General features: G+C 62.1%; 19 protein-coding genes and 1 pseudogene. 9 read left to right on the top strand and 11 right to left on the bottom strand.

The genetic code is table 11. The features are described from left to right. Window positions 1-147 precede the first annotated feature (147 nt). Window positions 148-414, bottom strand: a complete 267-nt coding sequence (locus JWN03_RS15470; protein ID WP_297615010.1) for a hypothetical protein — start codon at window positions 412-414, stop codon at window positions 148-150. 652 nt (window positions 415-1,066) lie between these two features. Here JWN03_RS15470 and JWN03_RS15465 point away from each other — a divergent pair. The 4 genes from JWN03_RS15465 to JWN03_RS15450 all read left to right on the top strand — a co-directional run bounded on the left by JWN03_RS15465 (window position 1,067) and on the right by JWN03_RS15450 (window position 7,987). Continuing rightward, window positions 1,067-1,567 (top strand): hypothetical protein, encoded by a 501-nt coding sequence (locus JWN03_RS15465; protein ID WP_297615008.1) that lies wholly within the window; start codon window positions 1,067-1,069, stop codon window positions 1,565-1,567. 279 nt (window positions 1,568-1,846) lie between these two features. Further along, window positions 1,847-4,531 (top strand): hypothetical protein, encoded by a 2,685-nt coding sequence (locus JWN03_RS15460; protein WP_297615006.1) that lies wholly within the window; start codon window positions 1,847-1,849, stop codon window positions 4,529-4,531. Between the two features lie 1,933 nt (window positions 4,532-6,464). After that, window positions 6,465-7,292, top strand: coding sequence for a hypothetical protein (locus tag JWN03_RS15455; protein ID WP_297615004.1), 828 nt, complete (start codon window positions 6,465-6,467; stop codon window positions 7,290-7,292). Between the two features lie 539 nt (window positions 7,293-7,831). Further along, window positions 7,832-7,987 (top strand): hypothetical protein, encoded by a 156-nt coding sequence (locus JWN03_RS15450; protein WP_297615002.1) that lies wholly within the window; start codon window positions 7,832-7,834, stop codon window positions 7,985-7,987. A 116-nt stretch (window positions 7,988-8,103) separates the two neighbouring features. Here the strand turns inward: JWN03_RS15450 and JWN03_RS15445 are convergent, their stop codons facing one another. The 6 genes from JWN03_RS15445 to JWN03_RS15420 all read right to left on the bottom strand — a co-directional run bounded on the left by JWN03_RS15445 (window position 8,104) and on the right by JWN03_RS15420 (window position 14,287). Beyond that, window positions 8,104-9,867 carry a hypothetical protein gene (locus tag JWN03_RS15445; RefSeq protein WP_297615000.1) on the bottom strand — a complete coding sequence of 588 codons (1,764 nt, stop codon included), beginning with the start codon at window positions 9,865-9,867 and terminating at the stop codon, window positions 8,104-8,106. Window positions 9,868-10,351: 484 nt separating this feature from the next. After that, a complete protein-coding gene (locus JWN03_RS15440) occupies window positions 10,352-10,537 on the bottom strand; it encodes a hypothetical protein (RefSeq protein ID WP_297614998.1) in 186 nt (61 codons plus the stop codon). A gap of 405 nt (window positions 10,538-10,942) precedes the next feature. After that, complete coding sequence (locus JWN03_RS15435) at window positions 10,943-11,851, bottom strand: CHAT domain-containing protein (protein WP_297614996.1); 909 nt, start codon at window positions 11,849-11,851, stop codon at window positions 10,943-10,945. Between the two features lie 78 nt (window positions 11,852-11,929). Beyond that, entirely contained in the window at window positions 11,930-13,078 is a 1,149-nt protein-coding gene (locus tag JWN03_RS15430) for a hypothetical protein (RefSeq protein ID WP_297614994.1), read from the bottom strand. Between the two features lie 902 nt (window positions 13,079-13,980). Beyond that, on the bottom strand, window positions 13,981-14,103 hold the full coding sequence (locus tag JWN03_RS15425) for a hypothetical protein (RefSeq protein WP_297614992.1): 123 nt from the start codon (window positions 14,101-14,103) through the stop codon (window positions 13,981-13,983). 10 nt (window positions 14,104-14,113) lie between these two features. Further along, window positions 14,114-14,287, bottom strand: coding sequence for a hypothetical protein (locus JWN03_RS15420; RefSeq protein ID WP_297614990.1), 174 nt, complete (start codon window positions 14,285-14,287; stop codon window positions 14,114-14,116). A 360-nt stretch (window positions 14,288-14,647) separates the two neighbouring features. On the opposite strand from JWN03_RS15420, the gene JWN03_RS15415 reads away from it, so the two are divergent. Beyond that, on the top strand, window positions 14,648-15,229 hold the full coding sequence (locus JWN03_RS15415) for a hypothetical protein (RefSeq protein WP_297614988.1): 582 nt from the start codon (window positions 14,648-14,650) through the stop codon (window positions 15,227-15,229). 391 nt (window positions 15,230-15,620) lie between these two features. Here the strand turns inward: JWN03_RS15415 and JWN03_RS15410 are convergent, their stop codons facing one another. Together JWN03_RS15410 and JWN03_RS15405 are read right to left on the bottom strand one after the other, a co-directional pair. Then, complete coding sequence (locus JWN03_RS15410; protein ID WP_297614986.1) at window positions 15,621-15,803, bottom strand: hypothetical protein; 183 nt, start codon at window positions 15,801-15,803, stop codon at window positions 15,621-15,623. A gap of 1,053 nt (window positions 15,804-16,856) precedes the next feature. Beyond that, window positions 16,857-17,711 carry an NAD(P)H-binding protein gene (locus JWN03_RS15405; RefSeq protein ID WP_297614984.1) on the bottom strand — a complete coding sequence of 285 codons (855 nt, stop codon included), beginning with the start codon at window positions 17,709-17,711 and terminating at the stop codon, window positions 16,857-16,859. 157 nt (window positions 17,712-17,868) lie between these two features. On the opposite strand from JWN03_RS15405, the gene JWN03_RS15400 reads away from it, so the two are divergent. Then, entirely contained in the window at window positions 17,869-18,294 is a 426-nt protein-coding gene (locus tag JWN03_RS15400; protein WP_297614982.1) for a MarR family winged helix-turn-helix transcriptional regulator, read from the top strand. Window positions 18,295-18,428: 134 nt separating this feature from the next. Here JWN03_RS15400 and JWN03_RS15395 read toward each other — a convergent pair whose 3' ends face one another. After that, window positions 18,429-19,295 carry an oxidoreductase gene (locus JWN03_RS15395; RefSeq protein ID WP_297614980.1) on the bottom strand — a complete coding sequence of 289 codons (867 nt, stop codon included), beginning with the start codon at window positions 19,293-19,295 and terminating at the stop codon, window positions 18,429-18,431. A gap of 73 nt (window positions 19,296-19,368) precedes the next feature. On the opposite strand from JWN03_RS15395, the gene JWN03_RS15390 reads away from it, so the two are divergent. The 3 genes from JWN03_RS15390 to JWN03_RS15380 all read left to right on the top strand — a co-directional run bounded on the left by JWN03_RS15390 (window position 19,369) and on the right by JWN03_RS15380 (window position 21,560). Next, a complete protein-coding gene (locus JWN03_RS15390) occupies window positions 19,369-19,998 on the top strand; it encodes a TetR/AcrR family transcriptional regulator (protein ID WP_297614978.1) in 630 nt (209 codons plus the stop codon). A 198-nt stretch (window positions 19,999-20,196) separates the two neighbouring features. Continuing rightward, entirely contained in the window at window positions 20,197-20,643 is a 447-nt protein-coding gene (locus JWN03_RS15385) for a MarR family winged helix-turn-helix transcriptional regulator (RefSeq protein WP_297614977.1), read from the top strand. A gap of 95 nt (window positions 20,644-20,738) precedes the next feature. Continuing rightward, a complete protein-coding gene (locus JWN03_RS15380) occupies window positions 20,739-21,560 on the top strand; it encodes a class I SAM-dependent methyltransferase (RefSeq protein ID WP_297614975.1) in 822 nt (273 codons plus the stop codon). Between the two features lie 514 nt (window positions 21,561-22,074). On the opposite strand, the pseudogene JWN03_RS15375 reads toward JWN03_RS15380, so the two are convergent. Beyond that, window positions 22,075-22,263: pseudogene (locus JWN03_RS15375) on the bottom strand (TetR-like C-terminal domain-containing protein); the annotation flags it as partial. Window positions 22,264-22,358 lie beyond the last annotated feature (95 nt).

The following is a 22,358-nucleotide window of genomic DNA, read 5'->3' as shown; positions in this document are numbered from 1 at the left end:
GACGAAAGCGGATGTCGGCACGCTCCTGGAGGCCAGGTCAGCCGCCCTTTTCGGCGGTAAGTGTTGCCTGGATCACAGTGGAGGGTTTATCGGTGAGTCCACCGTTCCTTGGGCAATTGATTAGCTACCTCTCTAGGTTGGCTGGAATTACCCGATCACGGTGAACAATTTGATCGTTTCCGGTCGTGATGCTCTTCGTGGTCGCGGTGGCAGCGACGGTAGTCCCCTTCCCACAGTCTGCGGTGGCAGCTGCTGGATGAGCGCACCGGCCAGCATCATCAGGTCCTGCTCTTGGCCGCCGCTAGCTAGCCAGTTGTGGGCGAAAAAGTGGCGTAGCTGATGTGGGTGCAGATGGCCGATGCCGGCCGCGGCACCGCGGCGGTAGAGCATCTGCTGAATGCCGGAACTGGTCATCCTGCCTCGCTGACCCAGCCATAGCGCCGGGTTATCGTTACCGGCTTGGGGGTGAGCCTTCCGAACCCGATGTCGCGGCTGTACGTGTCGATCGTCGACTTCGTGCGATTCGCCCGTGGAAGCTCGGTTGTGAAGTCCTCCGACAGCTCCGCGATGGCGTCTAGATCCTGCCCCATCTCGCGATTCCAGCCGCGATAATCCCTAGCTGTTTGAGCGCTGTACGGGCTGGGTATCCCTGAGTCTGCGACTGTCGTCGCAGGTCAGGATGGGAAAGCGCCCCCGGCAGGATCATCTACAGATGGGAACAGTGCCGACCAGTATCTTCTCGCGGGTCAACTGGTCATCGAAGCCGATTTTGCCCTGGGCGGCGGTAAGCGTTAGAGGTTGCTTACGCTGAGTTTTCAGGGTGAGAATCGGCGCGACCTACTCCTGTCGTGAAGCAAGCCATCGCATTATTTCGCGTAATGCGTCGGCTTGGCGTTGTGCGAGCTTCTCACCGTCCGGGCCGGTAGCGATGACGATCTCAAGTACCGCTTCAGGTGGCTCGTGCCGACCTTGGGATACGTTGTCATTAGTCATACCCTTGTAGTGCCCATAAGCCGACAAGACCAAGACCGTGCGCCTATGGCCCCGATTTCTTGAATGGCCGTCGATGGAGTACAGCAAGCGATCCGGATACTCGATGAACCTTGAAGGTGCCTACGCTGTGACAACCCCAAATCTGTTGCCCGAAGGCAGCTTCGCCAACTTCGAAGGCGGCGAGTATCGCATCTCGGGTTGGCGCGTAGACACGATGATTTTGCGTGCCTACGGCTCGTCCCCGCCTCCCGGTTTCGAACCGCGACAAGGACACTGGCAACGCGCTATCCCAACAAGCGACCTGGACCGCATGTTCGTTCAGGAATCCACCTGCTGGTGGCACGGGGCGCACTTCGTTATCGACCTGGTGGGCAGTGACACTGTCGAGGCAGCGATGCTGATGGAGGGACGGCGAGAGCCCCGCGCCGAGTTAACGAGGCGGCCGGAAATCAGCGAGGACCCGCGCGATGCTCGGGGGAGCCTGCTCGGCAAGCTGTCGCTGCAGAAATCGACGACGTGCTTATTCGCGAGTACGACATTTCGAAAGAGACCGGCCAGTTGGAAACCTCGGTGATCCGCAGACCCTCTCCCGATGTTTCTGGCGCGCAGATTACTGCAGCTCCTAGTCGTCGGACCGTGACAGAGCCAATCAGCTTAGGGTTGATCGAGGCTGAGTCTGTGGTTGCGAATGGATTCCGGGGTCTGCCTAGGCGTTTGAATCAGATGTGGCATTCGATCTTGCTGCGGTGGTATGAGAATTCATGATGGGAGCATTGTGACGGTATCCACCAGGCGTCGATGGATCGATGCCGCCCAGAAAATGTTGTCTTCCAACTGGGGGAAACTCAGCAGTATGAAGTGGCGGGACATCCTCATCCTCGCGTTCGCGTTCGCGTTAAGTGTTGCGATCCTTGCGATCTCGTACTATGCGGGCGATCCAGATTGGCTCGTTAATCATCCGGCCGTACCCGGAAGTAATGGAATTCTCTGGCAGGTTCAGACGACGTTCTTGTCGGTGGGATTTGCTGGTCTCGCGATTGCGGCGCAGCTCTTCGCTGAGGCCCCGCTGGCGATCGGTGCGTCCCGTGACCGGGTTCTTGAGCACGTGCGTGCTGGGTGGTTTGTTGGGGTCGGGCTCACGGCAAATGCCGTCATAGCTGTTGGAACCGTCTGGTTGCCAAGCAGTATTGGCACTCTCGGAGTCGCCATAGGCTGGTTCGTGGCGACGGTGATGCTGTTGGTGTCCTCTTACATCGGGCTCATGCGTCTCTTCGGTCGCCCATCGCGGCTCGACGAAGTTGTTCGTGTGGCACTGGTTGAGGTTCTGACCAGTCGTCTGAACACCGCGTCTCGTAAGTACGCCGCTGCGCGGTGTCAACGGGATTCCCTCGCCGGTTCAGGATTCTCGGTCGGGGATCTTGGGCCATCTGCCGTAACGCTGCGCGTTCCAGTTCCACAGGTCGGTCTCGTCGTCAAGGCGATCAGGCCACAGCTCGTCCTTCGAGCAATCGCTACCCTCGGGCCTCCGCTGACCGAGGGCGGAGCAGACGATGGTGGGAGCGACGATTTCTCCTCTCCACCCCAAGTCGATATCGATATCGAACCCGGTGATCGGACCAGGATCGGAGAAACGGCCTTCCGTATCCGCACATCACAAGAGCTGGATCGGAACGTTCAGGACCGACTGGTCCGACTCCTTCAGTCAAGCATCGAGTTCGAGGCCACAGGATCAGTCACACCTGACGAGGAGACGGATCGAGAGATCGCCATCCTGAAGGATGCCGTCGGCACGAGCTTGCGTTCGGGTGCCTACGGCACAGCCGAGCGGGCCATGGAGCTGCTCGGGCAGGTCGTTCGCGGGGTTTGGACTGCCCGACCGGAGAGCTTGGACTCTTCTCTCCGGTCTTCCCTCACCCGCCGTGACTGGCTGTACCGCAGCATCAGTGAGGTTGAGCAGGATGCGTTGCTGTCTCCACGGGCATGCGGTCTCTTTGTCGGTCAGGCGATGACGCGCGCAATCGAGGCACCACGAACTGGGTCGGTGGAGTACGTCGATGAATGCCTGCGAAGTTTCACTCGCGTCTGGTTCGAGGTACTTAGGCACGGGAGCGCTGAGTTCGATTCAGTGCCGCTCCGCATCGTGACGTGCGTTCAAAACCTCGCCGTGTATTCATTCGCAGCAGAGGAACCGCGTCACGACCTGCAAGCCCGGGCTACCTGGGCGATGGTCGAGCTCGTCAAATTGGCACTTGATGGGAAGCAATTGGAGAATGCCCGGTTGGCGGCGAGTGAGCTGAACGGCCTGTTCGAGTTTGCAGATTCTGGCGGACACGGGCGCATGAACGTCCGGGCGGGTCAGTTGGTTCTTAGTGCCTGGCTCGACTACCTCGCGGCCAGGGGAGATACGCGGGACCCCGGTGACCCAGGCATGAGGGCGCTACTGACTCCGCACGGTGAGCGGTTCGAAATCCTTGCCGCTCACGCCGTAACGGAGCGCGGAGCTACTCTGTTCAGTCGGTGGGAATGGTGGGAAATGCGCACTTCCACATCGGGTCGTTCTCAGCGAGTTCAACTTCCTCACTACATTGACTGTGCCGCGTTGGACGCGCTTGCCTCCTCGTATGGCTCGCTACCACCCGCGACCGATCAGGAGACTGCATCCGGGTACAGGCGCTTCGTAAGGCTGCTTGGTGGGGAAGGTCGCGAGTTGAGTACCGCGGAATCGAATCTCATGCAGAGGTTCAACGATGAGGTCGGCAAATGGGACGCCACCGAGGACGAGCGGCTCGCGCGGGAGCCGTTGTCGCAAACCAAGCTTGACGTGCTTCGGATCTCGCTGCGAGAGGCGTTGGAATCCGGACAAGGGCTTACCGCGGAGGTTCCCGTTGAGACAACCGTCCCCGAATCAGTAGACACCTCTCGCCCGATCCTCAGCATGAATTTCCGGGTCCCTCGGCATTACCTCGTCGACAAAGTTTTCAACCAGACGCACGCCGACCCCAAAGAGCTCGGCAATGTGATTGCACGGGGATTCATCGAAGGCGAAGAACTCCGGATCCTGGAGGAGCTCCGTTCTCAGCAGAACGACTTGCTAGATCCCACAGCGCAAGCGATTCGAGACGAGATCGAATCCCTCGGGAACGAGGCCAAGCGCTATTTCCTCATCACCCCGTATGGCGGGCTTGGGGATCCTCATGCCTGGTACTCGGCTGAGTTCAGGGAAGCGCTGGCTCAAGTGACCCATATCGAGACGGGCGCCCTCGACGGCGAGGCGATTCTCTTCGACCGGCGCAGCGGCGTTGCCTTGTATCGCAAGCCTGAAGAGAAGGTCGGGCTCACACCGGTCGAGGGCACTTCGATAGCGATGGGAGTGTTCGAGGATGTTCAGGATCAAGACCAGCCCCAGGTTCGGATCGAGACTGGCGAGTACTTTGTCGTCTGGGCCGGCGACGGAACGCGTGTCTGCCGGTTTGCTTCGCCACAAGCCACAGAGGTCGGTGAGATTGATGCCAACAACACATCTTTGGACTCGGACTGAGGTGACCGATCTGCACCTGCTACTTCGGCAAGCGTGAGCCGTTGGACATCGGAACCCTGCTCTTTCTACTGGCAGGATTGATGCCAGGGCCCAGCGCCGAACCTTCACAGTTAGTCGTACTGATCGAACCACCTACAGCCAGATAGCGTGGTTCTGGAAGCAGCCTTGCGCGTTGTTGTCGGTCGTAGCCTTCATCTGGCTGTTCGTGATTTCACCAGATGTACTGGTGCAGGATGGCCATCTGCCTCCCCGCCTTGATCTCGTACACATGTGCCTCGAGCTGTAACCGTTCCTGTTCGGGATGTCGTAAGTCCCACACGGATTGGAGCTCCGACGTTCGATCCGGGTTCAACCGCGGAAGTGGGAGCCCATCTATCGTTGCGGTGATCTCAGTGCCTGATCGAGTCAGGACAACCCACACGGACCGGGATGTCCCCGACCACCACGAAGCTGTTGCTGTCTCGATCAGAGTGTGGTCGGACTTGCGCCTCGCCAGGGTCGCACCCCCGGCCCGGTCATGTGCTGGGAATCGTGGCACCGATGGGTCGAATACGTTGGCGGGCAAGAGCATTTCTGGGCTCGGCAGGTACAGCTTGACGTGCGAACACGGGCGCCGATAAGGACGATCCCACTCGACTCGAGCGGGCGGCCGGCCGGCCAGCTCCAACACCGGCGCGTATCTCGACGCGTCGTCCGCACCCAACTCACCGACGCGTGTGTTTCCGATGCTCACTTCGACCTTGTCGTCAGCGAGTCGCACTATTGCGTCGTCCATCTGCATCGACCTCGGTCCCGTGCGCCCACGTTCGGCGATCACGCCTTCCAGCGCTTTTCTATCTTGATCATCCGCGCTGACCTCGACCCAGTAGCTTCCAAAGCTCGTCCCGCGAACCACCTTCGAAACTTCAGTCCCTCGCACATGTGGTTCATGGTTTCGGGCAGGTTGGGCGTTACCTGGCCCACGGTCGTGGTTGCTGCGGCGACTTTCGGTTCGGCAGGGGGCTTGAGGGTCGAAAGCGTTGCTGCCATGACTCTTTGCGTGCAGTCTTGAACACGCACGGCATCGATCTGCACGGTGTTCCGACCTGGGGTGCTAGCTGACAGCAACCCCCGAGGAAACGAACCTGCGACCCGCGACTTGGGGTTTCTCTGAATCGGCGGGTGGGTATGAAAATGGATACTTAGCCTGACCTGGGGAAAGATCAGGTTCGGTAGGCGCCCCCGGAAGGGGCACGATATAGATGGGAACAGTACCGACCAGCATCTTCTTGTCGGTCAACTAGTCATCGAAGCCGATTTCGGCCTGGGTGAAGGCAACCGCTAGGTGGTCATCGACGTCGAGACCTCCTACATAGCTAGGGTGTTACCCGCTCGGATTGCTAGGAGGACTGCTCCTTCCTCGATGCCTGGTATTTCGTGATCTCCCACAACACCTGGGCTTGATGTTGCGCAAGCAGTTCACCCTCGGGTCCTTCGGCGATCACGATTTCGAATTCTGCGTCCGGCGGTTCGTGTCGACGGCTTCCGCCAGCCGGAGGCGAAGGGATCTGGGGTGCATTGTTGTCAGCCATGCGATAGGTATGCCCACGATCACCGTCGGTAGCCGCCGTGTTTCTGGTTTCAGGCCAAAGGGCTCGTTAGCACGCGTATGCAACCCGATCCGCCCCTGTAGAAGCCCACTGGCCACCACATACGTACTAGCAGGTCGGCGGCGCGCTCCAAACAGGTTACCCGCAAAGTGTTTTGACGCGCACGACCTGTCCGGTAGGAATTGAGCATGCCTGACATAGCCGATCGAGGACCCGCTGGCGTGCCCCGCCCGGCCCGGTGTAACCACCTCCGTGCGGATGCCCGCGGCTACCCGATTATCGCGACGATTGGTCAGGAGCCGCCACCAGACTTCGGCGCTGTGTCCGAAGGGCGCAAACTCGCCTTGGCAACATTCGATCTCTGCGCCGTCTGCGCGCTCCCCTTCCATGACGAGCTGCGTTGGCAGGTGATGTTCGAGGAGACAGACGAGGACGTCACTACATCAGAGGCTCCCGTGCACGAGATATGCGGACTGTATGCAGCACAGATCTGCCCGTTCGTATCTTCGCCATATGCCCGACTGAGCCGGGGTGACGGGCGTAAGGGTGAGCGCCGATCCGAGCTCGTCGTACTAAGCGGGTACCGGGCAACAAGGGCCGTCTACGGCAAAGCATCCGGCATCCAGTCAGATGCAGTGCTGCACTTCGACATGGGCGGTTACGTACGTCGGCACGTCCTGCGCACCAGAGAAGACGCCGTGGCAGCGTATTCCACAGCCTTAGCGACAGAAGTCCCGATGGAGCTCGACCAACAGGAACAGCAGCTAGTTGATCTCCTTTGCAGTCCGACGGAGCTCGAAGGCGAGGATTCCGGTGCTGTCATGGCCGGCGCAGCGTGGCACGTAGGGGCCGGATTCTGTACTGGAGTTGCCCAGGTGCAGGGTCTCGGCCGCTATAACGCACACCCGTATACGACCATTGCCGTACAGGCGTTAAAGGATCGGACCGTTCACGAGTTGGCCAACGACTTTGCCGATGAATATTCCCGTGCCGCGATGCAGTGGCTGAGTACCCGCAACCGAGTGCCCTCCGTACTTGCGGTGTGGAGACGCGACGGCCGCCGTCGGTTCGGTCATCTCCTGAAGCCCGTTGCTAGTCAGGGTAATTCTGCCGAGCGCAGGAAGACCCAGCGGAAGAAGCAATCAGCCGCGAGGCGTAACAACCGACGATGAGCGGTCGATCTACTCGCTTCGCGGTGACGAGTTTTCGACGAGGACCGCGAAGATGCCGACAATCAGCACGTCCACGCCGATCCACCACAACTTGTCCACGGTCACCGCGAGCACTCCGAACACGATCATCAGGGCGAAGAGAAACGCAACCAGCCCGCAGCCGGGGGCCGTTATGCGTAGCCGTCCCAGGTTCCGCGCGCCGGTCGTTCGAAGTTCAGTCCGTATGGGCTGCGGCGCGTGTACGTGCCCCATGGCTATGAGCGTGGCGTGGATCCTGCTGCGATCCACGCGCTTTGGGCCATTGGACGGTGGGTTCGACAATGCAATATGTCCGGTCGTCGGCGACGTTCATTGAGGACGCGTATCGCCGCGCGGTGGCCACTCTGGCCGAGCTCAGTGGAGGAGACCCGGTCGGCATGAGGATCCAGTGGCGACTGTGTGCGTCGCTGCGAAGTAGGTGATATAGAGCCATTTGAGAAATTTCTGGTGTCTGGCAATACTCTGAGGTTCGTTCGGAGTGGGCGACATACAGTGTGACGGTGGTAGGCAATGAGGTCGATCAGATGGCCAGCCCGATCGCGACCGGCGGCGCGGGGACGGTGCTGGAGCACGACTTCGGAGCAGTTCTCTTAGCTGATCTGCTGTTGGGCGGTCCTACATTTGGTTTGGGCGATGACGTTGTTTCGCACATGTGATTCATGGTTTCGGGTCAGCGGCTCACTACTAATACGCGCCTGCTGGCAACCCTTACCGCGACCATAGGGGCCTACCGGCCATCGCAACGCGTACCCGCACTCGTTGGTCGAGTTGCTCAGGAGGCGACGTTGTGGCCGACGTGTCTGCCGCGGAAGAACACCTGGCTCACTGCGACGTCGCTGCTCGTAAACAAGCCGAGCACGCTGCTTGGCTCGGCGGGCTCGATCGCAGCGAAGCTGTCGTTGAGCGCGACGATCCTGCCCTGTACAACAGCCGCACAATGACCGACCGGAATGCGTTGCCCATCGAGGTGGATGGCGAACTCGTAGACGTCGCAGAATTCGTACTCACCGCCCACCGCAAGATCGGTAGGTTCGTCCAGCTTGATGTAAAGGTCCTGTGAGTGCACCGGAACCAGCTGCCCAGAAAGCAATTTCGCGGCGGTCATAATCTCCGTGATCTCGTCTCGTGTCAGGCGCGCAGGCCAAAGAAGGCGTTGCGGGACATGGTCTTGGATGGTCACCAGCATGCGGACGAGCTGTGCGAGTGCGACCAGGTGCTGGTCCTCGTCGTTGGGGATGGTCGGGGTGTCCTCGAACCGGCGGGGGCCGTAGACCGGGCGCAAGCCGAACCGGTTGGGCTGGTGAAGGATGGAGTAGAACTCGAACGGCTCGACGAGATCTTCGGGTCGGCGGCCGGTGAAGTCGGCGCCGCGCAGTTCGACCATGATGTCGAGGTGACCGTCTTTGGGGCGCGTGCGGGTTTCGACGACGATGAGCTCGGACTTGTCGTGCCAGACCGTGCGATGCCCGACGGATCCATGGGTGTGTTCGACGGCGTGAATGCGTAGCTCTGTGCGCACGTCGCGCCCGGTGGGGTCCAGGATCGCGAGCAGGACTTCGTCGTTGGCCACGGCTGAGGGGCTGGACTGACGGTGTGTGACCGGAGTGAGGCTGAGGTCGGTGTCGGAGAAGTTGCCGCCCAGCCCGGCGGGCAGATCGATGATGCCAGTGACGGTGCCCCGAGGCATTGTCAGGGGCGCGCCGTAGTCAATGAATCGCTGAAACTGGTCTGTTAGCTCCTCGTAGTCGGGGTGGTCTGAATCCACGGTCAACTGCAGTTCGAGCGGCACTGGACGTTCTTCCAGCGCAGCGAGACTGCGCGCGAAGATTTTGGTGATCACCCACGCCGATTCGGTCCGGGTAGCCGACAATGCGACGAGTCCGGGGCTTTGCGCTGCAGTGGCGTCTGGTTGCAGGTGGCTGATCTCTACCGCGTAGCGGTAGTGGGGGTCGTGGGCGTTGATGGAATCGTAGATCCCGACGAGCTCGGGTAGCACGTCGGACGGTGTCAGTGGCTGTTCTGATTCCCGTTTACGCTGGCCAGTGATGATTGCGGCGAGCGCGGTGATGGCGTTGTCGAGGCGTTGCTTGCCGTCGTGCAGATACCAGTCGATCAGCGCCGGGTACTTGGAGGCCAGCATGTTGAGGCGGTCCAGATCCAGCCAGTAGCAGGGAAATCCGGCGTTCTCGGTCAGTCCGACGAACCAGTTCAGGTTGCCCGGGGTGGGGGTCAGCGGGCAGACGAGATGCCACTGTGTGATCGCCCACCCTTCGTTGTTGCTGGTGTCCAGAACGCGGTTGAACGATTTCGTGATCTGACGTTTCTGGCTGTTCGTGAGATTGGCGGCGAACTTCTTGACCTGGTAGATCGCTCGCGACACGGTGGGGCCGTCGTCACCGGCGACGAAGATGTCGATTCCTCCGTCGCCTTGTGCTGGCCGCACTCGTTGTGCGCTGGGCATTTCCGAGCACAGCAGCATCGAGACGACCGTCTCGACATCGTCGCCGGCCATCAGGCTCCACTCGACTCGTCCCATCGCCCTCTCGAATCCTCCCCGTACAAGCGGTCCTCGGCCAGCCTCCAACGATAGATTCGAAATGCCCTGTTGCAGACAGTATTCGCACCGCGGGCGGTGGTGCCGGGCACCTGCCGCGACCGCCGAATCGAGGATCGGTTGGCTGGCCACACCGATCACGCTGGTGGGAAGCCGCTTGAGGGAGCGTCTCACCGGGCACCTTGACGGGACCCGGCCCTGCCTACGGGCCTCTAGATGGACACTGATCGAGCTGTTCAATCGGCCAGAGCGAGGAAGCTGGAAGCCCAACAGCATGCAGATTGCCCAGCGTCGCGCCTCAGGTGGGCATATCCTTTTCCTATTGCAACACAACAGATTTGATCTTGTTCAATCCGGAACCGGGGCGAAGTTGCGAAAACGGTGCGCCGACCGCAGGACGACCTTGACGATCGAAGCCCGCCTCCACCCAGTGCGGCGGGGAGACGGGCGATCGGCGTAACAACGATTACAGGATCTCAGCGAGAGCCTGCAGAACGGCCGGACGGTCCGCACCGGGCACATCCCGGAGAACTTCGCGGGTGAGCCGGATCTTGTTCTTCGTGATAATGACCCTGGCGGCTGCGGCCGCGGCTGAGGCCGCAACACCCGTGGCGGCACTGCTGACTATGAGCAGAATCGCGGTCAGATCCACTGAAGTTTGTTCCTCTCTCGAAGTATCTGGTCGAGAGAGAAGGCGAACGAACCTCAGCTCGACCAGTACGAATGCTTCGTCTGGCTGAACCAAGGTCCGACCGACCGGCTCGGAAGGAACTGGGTACAGAAGTCTCGGCCGCAACCTACGCGACCACATAACAGATGGGGTTTAGAGATGGGCACAAGGACACGTCCGGCCGGTGGCGGGTGTGTCGCGAACGAAAAATACTGGACTCATAAGATCGTCAGCTCGGTTGAGCCTGTGACGATGACTGTACACCACACCCCGGACGACCCACATGTACGAAAGTTGCTTCTCGGCAGTACGTTTGCGCTCCTGATGAAGCAGCCAGAAGACTCTCGCTCTCGCCGAGGAAGTGGGTCAGGCACTCAAGGCGGCCTGTTACTGCTTCGGCGCTGCTACGAGTTTCACCGATTTCGGTTCAATACCGTCCGCGACCGCCAGGTAGGGCGCTTCATGATCCCCGCCTTGCAACTCCACACCCGCTCGCCCGGCCAAGTGCGCAGCCCACACCGACTGGCCGTTCGCTACCGAAGAATAGAAGCTGGTGGCGAAGACCATCGCGTCCACGTCAGCCACGCTGCCCCGCATACCTATTGCCAGTGGCGCGAAATGCTCAACCAGCGCGTCTGCCGTCGCGGCCGAGTCGCAGGCATTGAGCACCACCAGCTTCGGTGGCTCGTCGGTCGCCGCACACGCCGCCGCCAAAGCACTCTCGGTGACTACAACGCCCTCATGTTGCTCGTCCAGGTCTCGTTCAAGCGCGATCAGCTTGTCCCCACCATGGCCGGCGAAGTGCACCACGTGCGGGCGGAACTTTGCGATCCCTTCCTGAAGGTCGGCAGCCGTCGCGGAGAGCCTTACATCGAACTCGACGAAGTCGCGGTGCAAAGCGGCTTCCACAGCTTTGCGGATGCGAGTGTGTTCGCGCGTGATCCGCAGGTCTCCCTCGGGCGAGGCGCCCAACATCAGGATTCGGAGGATCTCCGCCACAGGTTTGGCTGTTGCACGGCCGAGTGCAGCCTTACCTGAGATCACGTCGTACTTCGCACCGGTGTGATCGAGTGTGCCACTGCCGAAAGGGCTTTGAAGGACCTGGACCTCCCTCAGACGCATTGTCTTCGATTTGCCATTCGGCAGCGTGTCCGTCACCTCGTCACCGTCTTCGACGTCAGCGTCCACTCTGAAAGTGATTCCATGCTGTGGGCCGAGATCCATGGCCTCAATATCGGACACAGTCGCTGTACCGTCGTCGGCGACGCGGCGCAGTTTCATCGTCTTGCCCTGCATGTTTCGTGGAACCATCCGAGCCCCTTCGATGTGACCTTGGCTGTCAGAAGTGTAGTCATCGGACAGCTACGGACCGTCCTAACTGGCGCTGGGGTAAGGCTGCGAATCTGGCACCGACTGTTCAGGATTGGCTTCATCCCTACGGTCGCTGCTGGCAGTGAGCACCGGATTCTTTCCAAATCGTGCTGTCCAGCTTCCTAATTCGGTGGTGGGGTACCACACCGTCATTACTCCGAGGGAACGCTTGGGTTGGCGACCGGGGGCCGCCCTTGGTCGGCAGAGGGCGATCTTCAGATGCACGCCTTTGCTTTCGTACCCCGGAAACCCCTCAACCTCGCGCTTGAGAACACTTGGCCGGTAACCGCAGAAGTAGCCGAGGATTGCTATGACGTCGACCAGCGGGCCATCGTCCTGGTAGATGCGCAGGTGTTCCGAGCTACCACTGACGATCCGCGTCCCGTCACCGCCGATGACGCCTCGCAATGTAGCGTGGCGCTGTGCCGCAGTCATCTCGTTGATCATCGCCAGGACTTGAGGCGCATTCTTGACCCGCTCGATCCGGGCGCGATGGAGCAGGTCGCGGGCATACGAATCGATGAGCCGATAGCCCTTGCCGTTCCAACGGCCCTGCTCGCCCAGGATCTCCGCTAGCCGTTGGACTCCGCCAGGCTTGGTCTGCCAGACGAACATGGAGAAGTCGGCCACCGCACCACGCGGGTACTTCCCCAACCGATGTAACTCCTGGCCTCGCTTGAGCTGGCGTGAGTGGGACCCGCACAACGCTCTGGCGCGCGCCGGATTGGTGCACCCCTCGAACGCGCAGATGGCTGCGCTTTCCCATTGGCTGCCGTCCGTGAGCAGCCAGCCCATTAGTTCGGCCTCGCCCTCGGTGAGTTCCAGTCCGGGGCCGTCGGCCATCTGGGTAGCTACCTGCCACGACATGGCCCGCGTGGTGTTCGCAGTGGTGACTTGCGAGTACGTCTCGCTCGCGTGATGCCAACGAATCCAGCGGTGATCTCGGGTACTGCGAACCGACCACGACATGCTGGTGGTTTCCACGACCTCTGCGTTGTCGTAGGTGTCGATGTCTGTGATCCGGGTCCATTCGGTGTGGCCCGTCTCGACGTTGAGACCGGGCGTCTCGTCGCCAGGAAGGATCTGGTCGTACATGACCCAACCCCGTCGGGTGAAGATCGGCACGTCCAGCGGAACACCTTGTGCGCCCATAGTCATCGCACGCTAGACCCTGGGACCGACAAGGATGCGTCTGACGTCTAGCGACCTATCTGCCAAGTCAATGTACGGCCTTATCCAAATGGTCTCTAACTCAAGAGTTTCGAGATCGATAATCGAACCCGTCCGCGAAAGTACGGTTCGCGGTCACGAGTTTTCGACGATGACCGCGAAGATGCCGACGATCAGCACGCCCACGCCGATCCACCACAACTTGTCCACGGTCACCGCGAGCACTCCGAGCACGATCATCAGGGCGAAGAGGAACGCAGCCAGCCCGCAGCCGGGTGGAACTTCTTCTCGTGGCGGCGTCATCATTGCCGGGCGGGGGAGTGGGGTCGCGGGTTGAATCCGTGGTGCCGGTGGCGTACAGAGGGACCGACTTGGAGGTCGGGCCTCTCGGCGTGGATTCGGGAAGCTGCGGTGGGACAGCGGGTTCCGGTTCCGGCACTATGGTTTCCAGGATCGGTTCGCGGCGGTGCACGATCAAGTAGGTTGTGTGGGTCGGGCCCTTCGAGATCAGAGTGTGGGCACCAGAGCGGATCCACTCGCGTGGCTCACCGCGCCCGCCGTGGAACTCGCCCAGGCAGGAACACACGCACTCACTGACGTCGTTGACGGCGTTCTGGCAGCTGGGGTTGCACTTCTCGGTCTTATTGAACTCTAACGTGAGCTCGACCTCGCCGAACTTCTCGGCCAACGCTTCGGCCAGGACCCACAGGTGTTTGCGCGCGATTTCCCAACGTTGTTCGGCCTTGTTCCATTCCGGCTGAATCCGGCCCAATTCGCCCTTGAGCCACGCGCGGTTCTTCCCGTCCCCATATGGCATCCAGGCCCACAGCCTGGTCCTGTTGGCCTTGCGCACGATCCAGGGTCGTTGCGACTCGTCCATATGGCTACCGGCCGTCTGCGGAGTCGAGCAACGTGGTGCGCTCGTCAGCGGTGAGGTTGCACCACCACATGACCTGCCACGGGTGATTACGGTTGTCGAGCCATGCTGCGGCGCTGGTTTCGTGCAAAAGGACCTCCCTACCGGGCACGGCTTTCGGGATCGCACACGGCGGCAGCCTCAAATTCCCGCATCTTCTTCTCGCGGACGGTGAAGGACCATCCCACCTGGGCGTCGGATCCGGATAGCTCTGGCCAGCCGGTGGCGCGGGCGCGCTGGATACTGGCGGCATTGATGGCGTCGAATGCAGTCATAACTTCGATGGTGCGCCCGCCCACCGACATCTCGGTCCGGGTTTCCAAGGAGCGAATTGTCGTGAAATGCATTGAGAGCCCTCGGAATTCAATCGTCTATCTCGCTGGGCTGAAGTGTCACCCGCTGCGTGCGAGCAGCACACGGTCCTTCGCTGTCGCGTATAGATCCGGTCGTCCGTCAGGGCGGCGATATCGGCCTCCTGGTGGACGTCGTCTATGACGAGTCGTGTCATGGTCAAGCTAGGGTTCGATCTGCATACTGTCCTGCGGACTGATCTCGCTGACCTCGTTGCCGGTGGATCTTGACCGACTGACACTGAAGTTCATCGTCAAATCCACTGCCGCGGATAGTATTTGGCCGTGTTGTCTCAGCTGTTCGGCACGTTGGGTGGGGTGGTGATCGGTGGTGGGATCACCTTTCTGGCTTCTTATGTCAACGAGCGGTCGAAGTGGAATCGGAGTCAGGCTGCGCGGTGGGATGAGCGTCGGTTGCAGGTGTATTCAGAGTTCCTGATCGTCACTCGGGGGATGCACATCTTGGCTGGTCGTGTGGTCAGGATACGAGCGGGCGAGGCCGACACGTACGGGATCTCGTTGCAGGAGGGGATTGTTCAGCTCGGCGAACTCGAGCGTGAGCGCGTTCAGCGGTGGCAGGAGGTGCAGTTGCTGGGTAGCCCGAAGGCGGTGGCGGTCGGGGATGAGCTCAACAGGTGCACATGGACTTTGGAATGGTTCGCCTACGGGAAGCTTGCCGGCGATGAGGATTGGTTGCTGATTGTTCGAGAGGCTTACCGTCTGCGTAAGGACTTCAGTGTGGCCGCACGTGAGGATCTCGCTGTGAGTGATGCAAGTGTGGCGGTTCCTGTGTGGCGGGATGGGTGGACACCGCGGGATCACATGATGGCGGTCCGGAGGCGAGCACAGCCGCTCCCTCCTGCCTAGCCCGGTCGTGCAGTCTGGCTGGAGGAACTCTGCGTTAAGCCCTCTTCGGAGGCCCGCTGGGCTGGCTATCATGTCCTATAGGTGTTCTGAGCTGGGATGCTAGCTGTCAGCAACCCCCGATGAAACGAACCTGCGACCGGCGACCTGGGGTTTCTCTGTTTCGGTGGTTGGGTACTTGGTGTGGGTACCCGGCCTGACCTGGGTAAAGGTCAAGCCCGGTGAGCGCCCCCGGCGGGGCACGATATAGATGGGAATAGTACCGACCAGCATCTTCTTGTTGGTCGGTTGGTGATCGAAGCCGATTTCGCCCTGGGTGGCAGCAAGCGCTAGGGGGTCGTCAACGTTGAGACTCCCTGGTCGTGTTGGGGCGTTGCGGAGGCTTCCGGGTCGGCTATTTCGGTCGGGACGCCTGCCATTTGGTGATCTCCCACAACACTTCGGCTTGGCTTCGCGCGAGGATCTCGCTGTCGTGTCCCTCGGCGATCACGATCTCGAACTCCGCATCCAGCGGTTCGCGGTGGCGGCTACCGTGTACCTGCGGCGACGAACCTTGGGGTACATCGTTGTCGGTCATACGGTAGGTATGCCCACGGGCCACGGGTTGCAGGCATCGGATTCCCGTTAGTCGGCCGGTCCGATCGATAACTGCTCGGTGGTCCTGATCCTGGCTCTACCGCACGCACTCAAGTGCGCGCTATTGCCGATTTCAGCGCGAAGTGTCGCGACACTGCCCGCTCGCTGGCTGTGCCGCCGCGAAGGTCGTCCCAACCAGCGGCGCCACGACCGCCGCCACGATCACGATCGATACTCGACCGAACAACATACCCCCAAAGAAAGCACTGCCTGGGACGACCTCAGCACGATCACCCCACCGACCCCGGCATCGGTAACTTAGCCATAGATCGGCCTGCGAGACAACCGGATCCGCCCACCAGCGCGAGTCGGAAACGTCCGCGTCTTCCGCATTCCGTATCGATCACAATGGCCAGTGCGGAATGCGGAAGATCCACGGGCACTGGTTATCTGGGTCGGTCGGCCGCACACTACTGCCGCATATCGTGCTGACCGAACCGGCCAGCGCTGGGCCACAGATGATCAGCGGGTGGAGCGCCGTGCGGCCGCCGGAAGTATCTGCGCCACAAGAAATTCAATGACGAGGTGGGCGGTCCTCGAACTTGCCGCTCACCGGACAGCCGACTGTATGGGCTGTCGTCGGTGATGACCCGCCCCCAACAGCGCATCTGTTTACAACGGTCGGTCTCGGGTCATCGTGCAGACCATCAGCGGAGAGAACGTACTGCCCCTGGGCTCTTCGACAGTGAGCGTGATGGTTCCGTCGGGGTTCGGACGGTAGGTGTCACGAACGAGGCCGGACACGACGAGTGCGTTGCCGTTGAATTCGCCGTGCAGTCCTGGCCCGGTGGTGATTTCGGGGTGAACGTGATGCTGCCTGAGGGACGAATCGTATTCGAATAACGTGACATTCGATTGGACCACCGGGTTGCCCCCATCGGGAGCCACGTTCCTACTGGTCAGGCATTGTTTTTTCGGCGGATGCTACGGCGACAAGGGCTCTTTAACCTGTACTCAGGTTCGGGTAGGTACGTGGCGGTTCGCAGCGCATTAGCTAACCGGCCAACGCCGCCGCGATCGAGTCGGCGATCGGTGTCGTCGGCCGGCCGATGAGCCGCGACAGGTCGCCCGGCGTGCCGGCGAGCAGGCCCCGGCCGATGGCGGCGTTTACTCCCACGAGCACGTCGGCGAACGCGGGCGGCAGCCCGGCGGAAACCAGGATCTTCTTGTTTTCCTCAGGGCTCACGGAGTTGTGCGCCACCGGCCGGCCGCTCTGCCGGGCGATCTCGGCGGCGAACTCTCCGAACGTCCATGCGGTGTCGCCGCTCAGCTCGTACGCGGCGCCGAGGTGCCCTTCGGTGCGCAGCACGACCGCCGCCGCGGCCGCGTAGTCCGCGCGGGTCGCGGTGGCGATGCGGGCCTGCGGCGGCACGCTGTTGGTGACCGCGCCGCGTGCGACCGTGTCCGCGAGACCGGCGGTGTACCCCTCGGTGTACCAGTTGTTGCGCAGGAACGTAAACGGCAGACCGGAAGCGAGCACCAGGTCCTCGGTCGCGCGGTGCTCGGCGACGAGCGTGAAGTCCGCCTTCGGGCCTCCGAAGACGCCGGTGTAGGCGAGTTGTGCGACGCCTGCGGCCTTCGCGGCGTCGATCACGGCGGTGTGCTGCGGAACCCGCTTGCCCACTTCCGGGCCGGAGATCAGCAGCACACGGTCGCCCGCCGCGAACGCGCCTTCGAGCGTTTCCGGCTGGTCGTAGTCTCCGACGTGCACGTGGACGCCGAGTCCGGCGGCCTTCTCCGCACTGCGGGCGATCGCGGTGACGGCGTCCGGTGCGACACCCGCCGCCAGCAGATCCGCGACGACGAGTCGGCCGAGCTGGCCGGTGGCTCCAGTGATGACGATGCTCATGAAATGACTCCTTGGTCAGAAAGTGGATCTCTATCAGGCAACGACGCCCCACGCCGCCGTTAGTGCGATACGCTGCACTTATATAAGTAACCTTATATAAACAACCTTAGTTAGTCAATCGTGAGGAGGATCGCTGGTGGTGGGATACCTTGCGCCGGTGTCACCGTCGCTTCAGGAGATCGGGCTCGCTGTGAAGCGGTTGCAGTGGCGGCACCACCGCGAGGCCAACCGCCGGTTGTCCGTGCACGGCGGGCTCTCCCTGGTGCAGTGGGATGTTCTCCGGCACCTGCACGACCGGCCGGACGCCACGCTGCACACGTTGGCGGTACTGATCTTCCAGACCGATCAGTCCCTGGGGACCCTCGTCAAGCGGATGATCGACCGCGGGTTGCTGAAAAGGGCTGACAGTCCCGGCCGAGCCACCCGTCACGAACTGACCGACGAGGGCAAGCGCGCCTATGAGGCCGGATCGCAGATCGTCGAAGCGGTCCTGGCCGACTCTGTCTGCACCCTCACTGACGCTGAGCGCGTCATCCTGCACAAACTCCTCATAAAAGCCGCGCAAACTGGGGATCTGCCCTGAGCGCTGGGCGTGTGCCGGGTCGGTCACTAGGTCGAGATGGCCGCCGAATAGCGGACTTTCGTCAGGATTAACTGGCACTGCCTGCTGCGGCACGGTACCGAAACGCTAGGGCACTGGTGCGGCTGCCTGCCGGGTCAGCGCGGCAGTTGCGCCCCGTCAGCGAAGTCTGTTGTGCGCGAGAGGTCGGACCACTTCTCGATCTCGGCGTCGACGCCCGCTCGGCCGGCCCGTATCAGCCGCAGGGCGTCGGAGCCGAGCACCAGGTGGGTCGGCGGGTCCGCGGCCTCGATCACCGAAAGTATCGCGGCCGCGGCCTTTTCCGGATTCCCGAGCTGATTGCCGTCGGCGGCCCGGCGGTGTGCGCGCACCGGATCCATCAATGCGTCGTAGTCCGGGATCGAACGTTCGGTGCGGACCATGGATCGCCCCGCCCAGTCGGTGCGGAACGAGCCGGGCGCGACGGCCGTGACATGGATGCCGAACCCGGCGACCTCCTTGCCGAGCGTCTCGAGGATTCCCTCCAGGGCGTACTTGCTGCCGTGGTAGTACGCCAGACCGGGCACGGTCATGAGCCCGCCCATGGAGGTGATGCCCAGAATGTGACCAGATCGCCGGGCCCGCAGGTACGGCAGTACCGCCTGGATGGTGGCCACCGCGCCGAAGACGTTGACCGCGAACTGGTTTCGTAGTTCGGCCAACGGCGATTCCTCGAATACCCCTTCGTGGCCGTATCCGGCGTTGGCGATGACGACATCGATCGGGCCGACCGTGGATTCGATGTCATTCACCGTGTCCAGGACCGCCGCGTCGTCGGTGACATCGAGAACACGCGCGACGGCGCGACTGGGATGCAGTGCCCGGAATTCGTCAGCGTCGGCTTCGCGCCGGACCGTGCCCACCACGACGTAGCCGTCCTGGATGGCCTTGCGTGCGATTGCCTGTCCGAAGCCGGAGCTCACGCCGGTGATCAGGAAGGTCTTGACGGAGGTTCGATCAGTCACAACGCAGAATCTACGCTATGTCAGACAAAATTGACATAGCGTAGAAATTAGTTGTCTTCGGGTAGAATGGTTCGTGCCCGAAACCGGAACCACCCGCGGCCGCCGCCGTGCCGCGCCCACCAAGGGTGACCAGCGCGAGCAAGCCATCCTCGACACCACCGAAATGCAGCTGGACACACTGGGATTCGACCGGATGACGATCGAGACGATCACCAACGCGGTGGGCATCACCCGGGGAGCGTTCTACTTCTACTTCGCTTCCAAGAACGCGGTCCTGGCCGCCTTGGTCGCACGAACCGTGGTCACGCTACGCACGGAAATCGAAGCCGCCGACGCCTCCGGCGAACCGGCGCTCGCTCTGCGGCGCAGCATCGACCAGACCCGCGACATGTGGCGCGACCACGGCGATGTCATGCGCGCCGCCGTCGAACTCGCCCCCACCGTCGCGGCCATCGGCGAGAGCTGGCATTCGGCCGTCACCGCCATCCGCGACATCACCCAGGCCATCGCCGAACGTACAGGGCTTCCCGATGTGGACGGCCCGACCGGCGCACGCGCTGTGACAACCGCACTGGTGTGGATGACCGAACGTGCCTTCTATCAGGCGTCGAAGACCGGAGTCTCACTCGACGACACCGCGGCAACCCTGACTCATCTGTGGCTCAACGCCCTGGACCTGACCCCGGACCCCTGCTCTCTGTAGAGGCGTTGCCGTACGGCGGGTATGCGGCCACATCCAGGCGCTTTCGACGCGTGCGCGCACGACGTCCAAAGAACAACGCGCCGAGGCCGCCTCGGCGACACCACCGCCCGCACCTGCCGACTCCAACGCCCAATGTCAGAAGGATCAGATTTAGTTAAGTACTTTACTGTGAAGGCCTTAATAGTTAAGGTCGAGGGTATGGAGCCGTTGGAACATCCTCCCGCCAGCCCACTCGCGAAGCTTCAAGTCATCAGTTGGGCTCAGGTGCAGGCCGGGCAGGACTGGATCCGCTCCCGCGGGCTCACCCTTGCGCAAGCCTTCGTCCTTAACTACCTGGCTGGCAATCCTGGGGCTATTCAGCGGGATATCGCGCAGGCGACACGGACGACGCCCGCGAATGTCTCCGGTGTCCTGCGCGGACTGGAAGCTCGCAACCTCGTGGAACGCCGTGTCGAAAGCGGCGACGAACGCAGCAAACGCGTCTTCGCCACCGACACAGGCATCGAGCTCATCACCGGTCACGAGGAAGCGATGGTCGCCGCCGACGAATCGCTGCTCGCCCCGCTGACCAGCACAGATCGGGAAACCCTCCAGGTGCTGCTCGACAAGATCACCGCCGATCTGCCATGGCCGGGCAACCCCTGACTCGCGGCCACGGCTGAACATCCAGCAGGTCCATGTCCCCCCGGCGTTTTCCGACGTGCGCCCGGCACGTCCTCGGGAAGTAAGGAGAAGTCATCATGTCGCAAGAAAACCCGATCCTGACCATGATCCGCGAGGTGTGCGCTCTCGGGCGCGCCGAGTTCGACCGACCGCACACCAGCGGCGGCGACCCCGACGCTGCGCGCCTGCTCGTGCGGGGACTGCAAGCCATCGATCCCGACGGCCAGCCCAGCGACATCACCCTCTCGCTGGACCTGCTGGCTCCGCGTACCCCTTACTTCGACCAGCTCGTGCTCGATGCCATCACGGCGGGGGTTCCCCAGATCGTCAATCTCGGCGCAGGCTATGACGACCGCGCGCTGCGGTTTTGGGCTCCCGACGTGGAATTCTTCGACCTCGACCTGCCCGACATCATCGCCGACAAGGCGCGCCGACTCGAAGCAATGGATACCGACACCGCCCACCTCATCCTGGTCGCCGTGGACTTCGGAACCGACGACGTCGCCGAGGTCCTGTCCCGCGCCGGACACGACGCCGACCGCCCGACACTGTTCATCGCCGAGCACCTCGTGCTGTTCCTCGAACCGAACGACGTCGAACGGCTGATCACCGCTACCTCCAGCCGTGCCGCAGCTGGCAGCACCCTGGCCGTCACCGCCGAAGTGCACCCCGCCGGCCTCGACTCCGCGCTGGTCGTCTCCACCGTCGACGGGGAGATGTTCGGTGGTGTCGGGCCACTGCGCACCATCGGTACCCGCGACGCGTGGCTGGCACTGTTCGACAAAGCCGGATGGCAGGTGAAAGACGCCGACAAGGTGACCGCGGTCAACCACTTCGAGCTGCCGGTATCCGGCCAGGCCGTCCAGATCCAGACCCAATTCCTCACCGTGACAGCGTGACCGAATCGAAGGTTTCGGGCGGGCCGGTTCGAGAGCGAGGGCCACGGTGGCCTGCCCGTTGTTCCATGCGTGGATACCAAAGGCCGGGAAAGTCGTAGTTCACGTTGGATGCGCCGAGCGTGCCCATGCGTACCTGGAAAGCGCGAGTATTCAACCAGGCCAGAGCCTCGAGCGCGATGCCGTTGAGGATGTTGAAGCTCGGCCGTGGCGTGGTGGAAGTCAGTGATTGCCGAGGTCGAGTAGCGCGCCGAGTACATCACACTTCAGGACACTGGGATGTGGAACGAAGACCAGGAGGCGACCTGCCCGTCGATGACAGCGAGTGGGCAGGTTCAGGCACGTGGCAGCACGCCCAGGAGCGTCGAGGTGAAGGAGATCCGCAGAGCGTCACGCAGCTCCATGTGGAGCCCAAACTCACAGCGGGCGCCATCACAATGACATCACGTACAACCGAAATCGTTTGTTGCCGTACAGGTCTGGAGCGCCCTGCGCCGGCGAACCGCCGAGCCGGCATTCAGTCGGAGCGGGGCCTGAGCAGGTCATCGACAAGGGTATCCACCAGATCCCGGGGGACGCTCGATCCCGTCAGCGCGCGATAGACGATCGGGCCGACCAGCGCGTCCATCGTGGCGTCGGGCCCGAGCCTGGGCGAGATCTCCCCGGTTTCGATTGCGCGCGCGAGCATGTCGCGTTCCTGTGTACGGCGTGGGTCGAGTTAGCGACCCCTGTTCACCGCCGGAACGGCCGAGCGACGGGACACAGACGGGACAGCGGCGGTCGGCTGAGCTCGCTGCGTCC

The sequence above is a fragment of the Nocardia sp. genome, assembly GCF_025465275.1.
Lineage (GTDB): Bacteria > Actinomycetota > Actinomycetes > Mycobacteriales > Mycobacteriaceae > Nocardia.
This window is presented reverse-complemented; position numbering and strand designations above follow the sequence as displayed.

Coding starts and splice junctions, on each gene's coding strand:
- JWN03_RS15465 (WP_297615008.1), top strand. CDS start 1,067: ATGGAGTACAGCAAGCGATCCGGATACTCGATGAACCTTGAAGGTGCC.
- JWN03_RS15435 (WP_297614996.1), bottom strand. CDS start 11,851: ATGCAGGGCAAGACGATGAAACTGCGCCGCGTCGCCGACGACGGTACA.
- JWN03_RS15420 (WP_297614990.1), bottom strand. CDS start 14,287: ATGACTGCATTCGACGCCATCAATGCCGCCAGTATCCAGCGCGCCCGC.
- JWN03_RS15405 (WP_297614984.1), bottom strand. CDS start 17,711: ATGAGCATCGTCATCACTGGAGCCACCGGCCAGCTCGGCCGACTCGTC.
- JWN03_RS15445 (WP_297615000.1), bottom strand. CDS start 9,867: ATGGGACGAGTCGAGTGGAGCCTGATGGCCGGCGACGATGTCGAGACG.
- JWN03_RS15470 (WP_297615010.1), bottom strand. CDS start 414: ATGACCAGTTCCGGCATTCAGCAGATGCTCTACCGCCGCGGTGCCGCG.
- JWN03_RS15380 (WP_297614975.1), top strand. CDS start 20,739: ATGTCGCAAGAAAACCCGATCCTGACCATGATCCGCGAGGTGTGCGCT.
- JWN03_RS15410 (WP_297614986.1), bottom strand. CDS start 15,803: ATGACCGACAACGATGTACCCCAAGGTTCGTCGCCGCAGGTACACGGT.
- JWN03_RS15460 (WP_297615006.1), top strand. CDS start 1,847: ATGAAGTGGCGGGACATCCTCATCCTCGCGTTCGCGTTCGCGTTAAGT.
- JWN03_RS15430 (WP_297614994.1), bottom strand. CDS start 13,078: ATGGGCGCACAAGGTGTTCCGCTGGACGTGCCGATCTTCACCCGACGG.
- JWN03_RS15385 (WP_297614977.1), top strand. CDS start 20,197: ATGGAGCCGTTGGAACATCCTCCCGCCAGCCCACTCGCGAAGCTTCAA.